A 7,571-nucleotide genomic window follows, 5' to 3' on the forward strand; every position below is an offset into this window, starting at 1 on the left:
AAGCGTTAATTTGCATTGGTGTCAGTAGGCTTAGCAGCTTCGGATTGCATTTCAACCGGCAATCCAAGCGCCTCCAACTGCGGCCTCACCTTGGCCGCATCACCCACGACAACCCAGCTCATCTTCTCTGGATTGATCTTGGCCTTGAACTCTGCGGTCATGCTTTCGGGGGTCAAAGCGCCATATTTTCCGGCAAGCTTTTCGGCATAGTCGAATGGCCGTTTGAACAGGGCATCAGCGCGCATCTGGCCCAGAACTGCGGCGGACTGTTCATAGCTGCCCGGAAGTTCCAGGACATTGCTGACCACAGTGGTGTCGCGCTCTTCCTTGGTAATCGGCTTGCTCGACACAAAGTCGCGCGCCTGGCTCAACAACACACCCAGCGATGGGCCTGTCTGGTTGGTCTGCACCGGCGCGAAAATCAGGAATGGCACGCGGTCTTCATTGCCCCCAACTTGCGAACGGACGCCATAGGACCAGCCCTTGGTTTCGCGCAGATCCATGTTGATCCGCGAGGTAAAATCACCGCCGAAAATCTCGTTGGCACTGCGCAAGGGCAACAGGTCATCGCTGCCCTTGGCATCAAGCACCTTGCCGCCAAGGATATATGACTGGGGCGAATTGGGGCGATCGATCAGCACGATCCGCGCTTTTGCCTCGGGCATGGCGACGGCAAAATTCTTCGCCGGTGCCGCGGTCGCCTTCGGTTTCCAATTGCCGAACTGCTTGTTGAGCAGCTTGGTGATGTCCTTGAGCGAGGTATCGCCGACTACGAAGATTTCTGCCTTTGCGGGATGAATCCAGCTCTGGTGGAACGAAGCCACATCGGCACGCGTCAGAGTGCGCACGGCGGCTTCATCGCCGGTTCCCGTTTGCGGTCCACCATAGGGATGCGCTTTGCCGTAGATGAGTTCGGGCAACGCGCGCAGCGCCAGACCTTGCGGCTGGTTCTTTTCACCTGCGATCCGGGTCAATTGCTGGACGCGGACACGCTCGAGATCTTTTTCGGCAAAGGCCGGATTCTTGACCACGTCTGCCAGCAATCCAATCGATGCCGCCAAATTCGGCTTTACCGCACGCAGCGAAGCGACCGTCCGGTCCTGTGACGAAGCCACATTTATATCGGCACCCAGACGCTCTTCGGTTTCAGCGAGCTGAGTCGCGTTCAACGTCAGCGTGCCTTCCGAAAGCAAATTGCCCATGATGTTCGAAACGCCGCGCTTGTCCAACGGATCAGCTGCATAGCCGGCATCGAAGCTGACTGCGATGCGCACAGCGGGCACAGCATTACGGCGCGCGAAATGCACCTTGATGCCGTTTTTCAGCTTACCTGTTTCAACAGTCGGAAAATCGAGCGCCGGGGTTTCGCCGGGTACCGGCATTTTGCTGCGATCTGCCTTCACGCCTGCAGAGGCGTGGCCATCGCTGCCCGGCGCCATGTAGAACGCCGGAGCTGTAAGACCACCGGTGCGCGCGCCGGACCCCGACGCGACTTCCTTATAGGCCTCACGCTCGCCGGGTTCGACGCGGATTTCCAGCACCGGACGTGTGAGCCATTTCTGCATAGCGGCGGAAATCGTTTCCGGCTTCAGAGCCGCGAGCCGTTCCAGCTCTTTCTTGTAATAGTCTGCATCGCCCGTGTAGAGTTGTCCCTCGGCCAAGGCGACGGCCTTGCCGCCAAAGCCGCCAACCTGTTCAAGCCCATCGATCCGGCCCGCGGCCTCGCTCGCTGCCACACGCTGCACTTCGTCAGCTGTCGGACCTTTAGCGATAAAATCGGCCATGATGTCGTCGAGCCGCTTACCAACGGCATCCGCATCGCCTCCGGGCTTCACATCGGCTTGCACCCAGAAAAGGCTGCCATGAACAAAGGGCAAAACGAAGGAGGAAACGGCAACCGCGCTCTGTTCTTCCCGCACAAGGATATTGTCGAGGCGCGAACTGGCGAGGCCACCGAGCACCGACGCGCCGGCACGCAAGGCAGTATAATCGGGGTCCGCCAAACCGGGGACGATCCAATTGCGGTAGATGCGCGTGGCAGGAACCTTGTCTTTCAGCACAATCTTTTTGGGTGCCTCAAGCGTTGGAATCGGCGCATTCACCGGCGGCACAGTGCGGCCGCGTGCAACATCGCCAAACCATTTCTGCACCAATGGCCTGGCCTGCGCCGCATTCACGTCACCAGCGAGCACCAGAACCGAATTGTTCGGGCCATAATAGTCTTTGAACCACTGCTTGAAGTCGTCGAGCTTAGCGGCGGCAAGATCTTCAAGGCTGCCGATTGTGTTGTGGTGATAGGGGTGGCCAACCGGAAAGAGATTTTCCGACTGGGCATATTCAACCATCCCATAAGGCTGGTTATCGCCCTGACGCTTTTCGTTGGAGACGACGCCGATCTGCGTCTTCACCGACTCTTCGGTCAGGCCGCCAAGCAAGTGCCCCATCCGGTCGCTTTCTAGGAACAATGCGGATTCAAGCGCGCTGGTCGGGACGGTCTGGAAATAGTTGGTGCGATCAAGCCAGGTCGTACCGTTCAGGTCGGTCGCGCCGATCTGCTTGGTATATTGGAAATAGTCGCCCGGCGCGTTTTCGCTGCCGTTGAACATGATATGTTCGAACAGATGGGCAAAGCCAGTCTGACCCTTGGGTTCATGCTTGGATCCAACCCCGTACCAGATCGACACCGCGACGACAGGCGCCTTGCGATCTTCGTGGACAATAACAGTCAGGCCGTTGTCGAGGGTGAACTTCTCGTAAGGAATATTGACCGTTTTCACGAGGTCGGCGACGGGTGCCGGTGCGGTCTTGGCCATGGCACCGCTCGACAGGGCGATGGTTGACACAGCAAGGGCAAGGGTCAGTTTGCGGATCATGTAGTTGCTCTCCTCAGGAAAACTTGTGCGCCCTTTCAGGCAGATAATTCGGTATAGCGCGGCAAGCGGCGAATCCAATGCGGGTAAACTGCTATTCGACGAACGACCTAGTCGCAGCGATATTCATTCTTTTCCTTCGATTTTGCGCACACGCAGCTTGTCGATCTTGCGACCATCCATGTCGACGACCTCAAAGTGCCAGCCATTGTCGACAAAGCTCTCACCCTCTTCGGGTAGGTGGCGGAGGATGTGAAGCACATGCCCGGCGGCGGTCGCGTAATCGCGATCTTCGGGCAATTGGATGTCAAGCGCTTGCGCCATCGCGTCGGCAGCCATGCCCCCGTCAATCAGCAGCGACCCGTCGTCGAGCGTGACAATATTCGCTGCACTGCCTTGTTCTTGATCAGAGGCAAACTCTCCCGCTATCGCGGCAAGCAAATCATTGGGGGTAACGATGCCTTCGAAATGCCCATATTCGTCGTGCACCAACAGCATGGGCACTTCCGACTTACGCAGGATTTCGAGCGCATCCATTGCATCGAGCTGATCAGGCACAATTTCAGCCTTGCGCATCATGGCACGCAGATCAAGCGGGCGGCCTTCGATCTGGGCGGCGACAATATCGCGCGCCTGCACCACGCCGATAATGTCGTCGACGCTGTCACCCATCACCGGCAGCCGGGTGTGCGGCGAATTCAAGAGGCGGTCGCGGATCGTTTCGGCACTGGCGTCTGCTGCGATCGTGTCGACTTCGGTTCGCGGGGTCATCACTTCGCGCACCGGGCGATCGGCTAGCCGGACCACGCCCGAAATCACCTTATGCTCATGCTCTTCGATGATGCCTGCATGGGTCGCTTCGGTGAAGACGACCTTCAGTTCTTCGGTGGTCAGCGCATCGCGATTGTCGCGGTTGAGCCCGAGCAGTTTGAAAATGAGGCGGCTGGATTTGTCGAGCAACCAGACGAAAGGTGCCGCAATCCGCGCCAACCATTCCATCGGCCGCGCGACCAGCGCAGCTATGCGCTCAGGGGCGACCAACGCAAATTGCTTGGGTACCAACTCGCCGATCACCAAGGACGCAAAAGTCGTAGCCCCAATCACGAGGCCAAAGCCGATGTTCATCGACCATTTTTCGCTGAACAAACCTAACAAGGCGATGCGTTCGCCGGTCGGCCCGCCAAGGCTAGCGCCCGAATAGGCACCGGCGATGATGCCGATCAGGGTTATGCCGATCTGCACCGTAGACAGAAATCTACCTGGGTCCTTTGACAGATGAAGTGCTGCTGCAGCGCCGCTGCTGCCGCCTTCGGCCATCGCCTGCAACCGCGCGGGGCGCGACGACACAATCGCCAGTTCGGACATCGCGAATACGCCGTTGAGGGCGATCAGCGCGAGGATTATCAGCGCATCAAGCCAGGGGAATGGGTCGAGGTCCATGGTGTTGCCCTGCACATAGTGTGCGTCTGCCGCCCTTGGCAAGACCCATGGCAATGCCTATGCCCTTGCCGATGTCGACTTTGCGCCCCACCAGCCCCGCCATCGCCTTCGCTGTAGCTGCGGCGGGTATTGGGACTTTTTCGCTGATGGATGCTGCGATGAAGGATCTGTCGATCAGCGTCGGCGCCTATAATGCCGTACTGTGGCGCAATCTTGTCGGCACCCTGATTGCGGGCATATTGTTCGTCGCGACTGGTCAGGGCTGGCCGGCACGCAGCAATCTGCGCTTGCATCTGTGGCGCAGTTTCATTGTCGCGGGGATGGCAGTCAGCTTTTTCTGGGCGTTGGCGGTGTTGCCGCTGGCCGAAGCTATCGGCCTGTCGTTTATTGCGCCGGTGATCGCGCTCTATCTCGCAGCTATTTTGCTGGGCGAGAAGATCGGACGTGAGGCGATATTGGCCTCGGTCGCGGGCCTCGCGGGCGTTGGCGTGATCCTCTATGGAAAGTTCAGCGGGCATTATTCGAGCGACGCTTTGTGGGGCGCGCTGGCTGTGCTCTTTTCCGCCGTGCTGTTCGCCTATAATTTGATTCTAGCAAGACAGCAGGCACAGGCAGCGGGGCCGATCGAGATTGCCTTTTTCCAGAATTTGCTAACTGCGTCGGTATTGGCACTTGCTGCACCCTGGTTTCTGGCGCCGCTGGTGATCGCCAAGGTGCCAATGCTGCTGACCGCCGCATCGCTTGCCATATTCTCTTTGCTGCTGATGAGTTGGGCCTATGCACGGGCCGAAGCCCAGATATTGATCCCGGTTGAATATACCGCCTTTGTCTGGGCAGTGCTGTTCGGCTGGGTATTCTTTGCGGAACCGGTGACGTTGACAACCTTAATCGGCACTGCGCTGATTGTTGGCGGTAGCCTGATTGCCGCGCGTGTAAAACCTGCGATTGTTAATCATGTCGAAATGGCTTCTGCCTAAGGAAGCGGCTAGGTGCGGCAGGTTGCGCACAAGGAATAGCGGTTGAACCTGATGGAAATACTCACGGCGATAGGCCGAAAAGCCGGAAGCTGGGCGCATGAGCGCGCAGTGCAGGGCATATTGGATACGCCCCCGATTGTTGCGCAGGATGATGGCGTCATCCTGTTTTCGATGATCGGAACCGCCGTGCTGCTGCCCTATCTGGTGGCGGTCAAATCGCTGCATCACCATTTGCCGCGCGGCAAAATTGTGCTCCTCAACGACGGCACATTGACCGCTGATGACAAAGCGGTGCTGGCCAAGCATTGCGACAATCCTGAAATCATCGAAAAGCCCGACGTCGATACCGGACTGTGCCCCCGTGACAATTGCTGGGAGCGCCTGATCTCGATTCTCGATCGGCGGAGCGACCATTTTGTCATTCAGCTTGATTCAGACACCGTCACCACCGGGCCCGTTCCAGACGTCGCCGAGGCCATTGATGCCAATCGCAGTTTCACTTTGGCAGGCGGACTCGATGAGGCGCAGCACGGGTTCAAAAGTGCGCGGGAAATCTCGCAGATTTTCCACGCCAATGGACCAACCACCGACCATGTGCAGGCGCATGCCGAAGCGGCAATGAAGACGCTGCCCGATGCCGATACGCTGCGTTATATACGCGGCTGTGCGGGTTTTGCGGGCTTTGCCAAAAGCAATGATGGCCGCGCCACCGTATCCCGTTTTTCGCAGGAAATGGACAAGCGGCTGGGTAACACCTGGCGGCAATGGGGTAGCGAGCAGGTGGCGTCGAACTGGGTGGTCGCCAACGATACCGATCCGGTGCAACTGCCCTATGATCGCTATATCAACCATTGGGATGAACCGATGCCAAAAAGCCCCGCTTTAGTGCACTATATCGGCACCTATCGCTATCGCTGGGGCAATTATTCGCGGACGACCAGGGAAGCGATTGCGGCGCTGAAAGCCTAGTTTCAAATCGCTTCATCCAGAAACACCTGACCTATATTCGCTATAGGCATTGACCCCTGAACAGACTCGGTTTAATCGCACGATTAAATCAATCCAAGGAGTCCTGTCATGGCCACAGCCTATATTGTCGATGCCGTTCGTACCGCCGGTGGGCGGCGCGGTGGAAAGCTTGCCGGTGTGCACCCGGTCGATCTTGGCGCTGCCGTGTTCGATGCGATTGCCGACCGCAACCAGTTCGACACCAAAGCGATCGACGACGTCATCACCGGCTGCGTCTCGCAGGGTGGCCAGCAGACGATGGATCTGGGCCGCAACGCGGTTCTCGCATCGAAACTGCCCGACAGCATCCCCGCCGTCACCATCGACCGCCAGTGCGGATCGTCGCAGCAGGCGATGATGTTTGCAGCGCAAGCTGTGATGTCGGGCACGCAGGATATCGTGCTGGCCAGCGGCATCGAAAGCATGACGCGTGTTCCGATGGGCTCGGTTGCAACCCTGTTCATGAAGGAAGGCCTGGGCAACTATAAGTCACCCCGCCTCGAAGAGAAATTCCCCGGCATCATGTTCAGCCAGTTTGCCGGCGCGGAAATGATTGTCAAAAAGCACGGCTTCACCAAGGACGATCTCGACGCCTTCGCGCTCGCCAGCCACCAGCGTGCCAAGGCAGCGACCGAAGCTGGCCATTTCAAGAACGAAATCATCGGCATCGAAATCGAAACCCCCGAAGGCAAGGAAGTGCATCTGGTCGACGAAGGCATCCGCTTCGATGCGACGATGGAGAGCATCTCGGGTGTGAAGCTGTTGCAGGAAGGTGGCTCGATCACTGCCGCATCCAGCTCGCAGATTTGTGACGGCGCATCGGCTGCGCTCATCGTTTCCGAACAGGCTTTGAAAGATCATGGCCTGACCCCGCGCGCGCGCATCCACCATATCTCGGTGACCGCAGGCGACCCGATCATCATGCTCGAAGAGCCGCTGTTCGCAACCGAAAAGGCGCTGAAGAAAGCGGGCATCAAGATCGAGGATTTCGACGCCTATGAAGTCAACGAGGCCTTTGCGCCGGTACCGCTGGCATGGCTCAAATATCTCGGCGCGTCGCATGATCGCCTCAACGTCCATGGCGGCGCGATTGCGCTCGGCCACCCGCTCGGCGCTTCGGGCACCAAGCTGATGGCGACCCTGCTCGGTGTGCTCGATGCCAAGGGCGGCAAATATGGCCTGCAGACGATGTGCGAAGGCGGTGGCCAAGCCAACGTCACGATCATCGAGCGGCTTTGAACCTGATTCCCCTCCCCTTCGGGGGAGGGGCTAGGGG

The 7,571-nt window shown here is 58.4% G+C and carries 5 protein-coding genes; 3 read left to right on the plus strand and 2 right to left on the minus strand.

Annotated elements, in window-relative coordinates; translation table 11 throughout:
• Window positions 1–5: 5 nt before the first annotated feature.
• Together ABL922_RS06895 and ABL922_RS06900 are read right to left on the minus strand one after the other, a co-directional pair.
• Window positions 6–2,873, minus strand: a complete 2,868-nt coding sequence (locus tag ABL922_RS06895; protein ID WP_349023473.1) for a pitrilysin family protein — start codon at window positions 2,871–2,873, stop codon at window positions 6–8.
• Window positions 2,874–2,996: 123 nt separating this feature from the next.
• The gene (locus tag ABL922_RS06900) at window positions 2,997–4,310 is read right to left on the minus strand and encodes a hemolysin family protein (RefSeq protein ID WP_349023477.1); all 1,314 of its coding nucleotides are present in this window, start codon (window positions 4,308–4,310) and stop codon (window positions 2,997–2,999) included.
• A 71-nt stretch (window positions 4,311–4,381) separates the two neighbouring features.
• Between ABL922_RS06900 and ABL922_RS06905 the strand changes: the two genes are divergently transcribed.
• From ABL922_RS06905 to ABL922_RS06915, 3 genes are all read left to right on the plus strand, one after another.
• Entirely contained in the window at window positions 4,382–5,287 is a 906-nt protein-coding gene (locus tag ABL922_RS06905; protein WP_349023474.1) for a DMT family transporter, read from the plus strand.
• A 42-nt stretch (window positions 5,288–5,329) separates the two neighbouring features.
• On the plus strand, window positions 5,330–6,256 hold the full coding sequence (locus tag ABL922_RS06910) for a hypothetical protein (RefSeq protein WP_349023475.1): 927 nt from the start codon (window positions 5,330–5,332) through the stop codon (window positions 6,254–6,256).
• 108 nt (window positions 6,257–6,364) lie between these two features.
• Entirely contained in the window at window positions 6,365–7,534 is a 1,170-nt protein-coding gene (locus ABL922_RS06915) for an acetyl-CoA C-acetyltransferase (RefSeq protein ID WP_349023476.1), read from the plus strand.
• The last annotated feature ends 37 nt before the right edge of the window (window positions 7,535–7,571 follow it).

The organism is Sphingorhabdus sp. (assembly GCF_040079335.1).
GTDB lineage: Bacteria > Pseudomonadota > Alphaproteobacteria > Sphingomonadales > Sphingomonadaceae > Sphingorhabdus_B.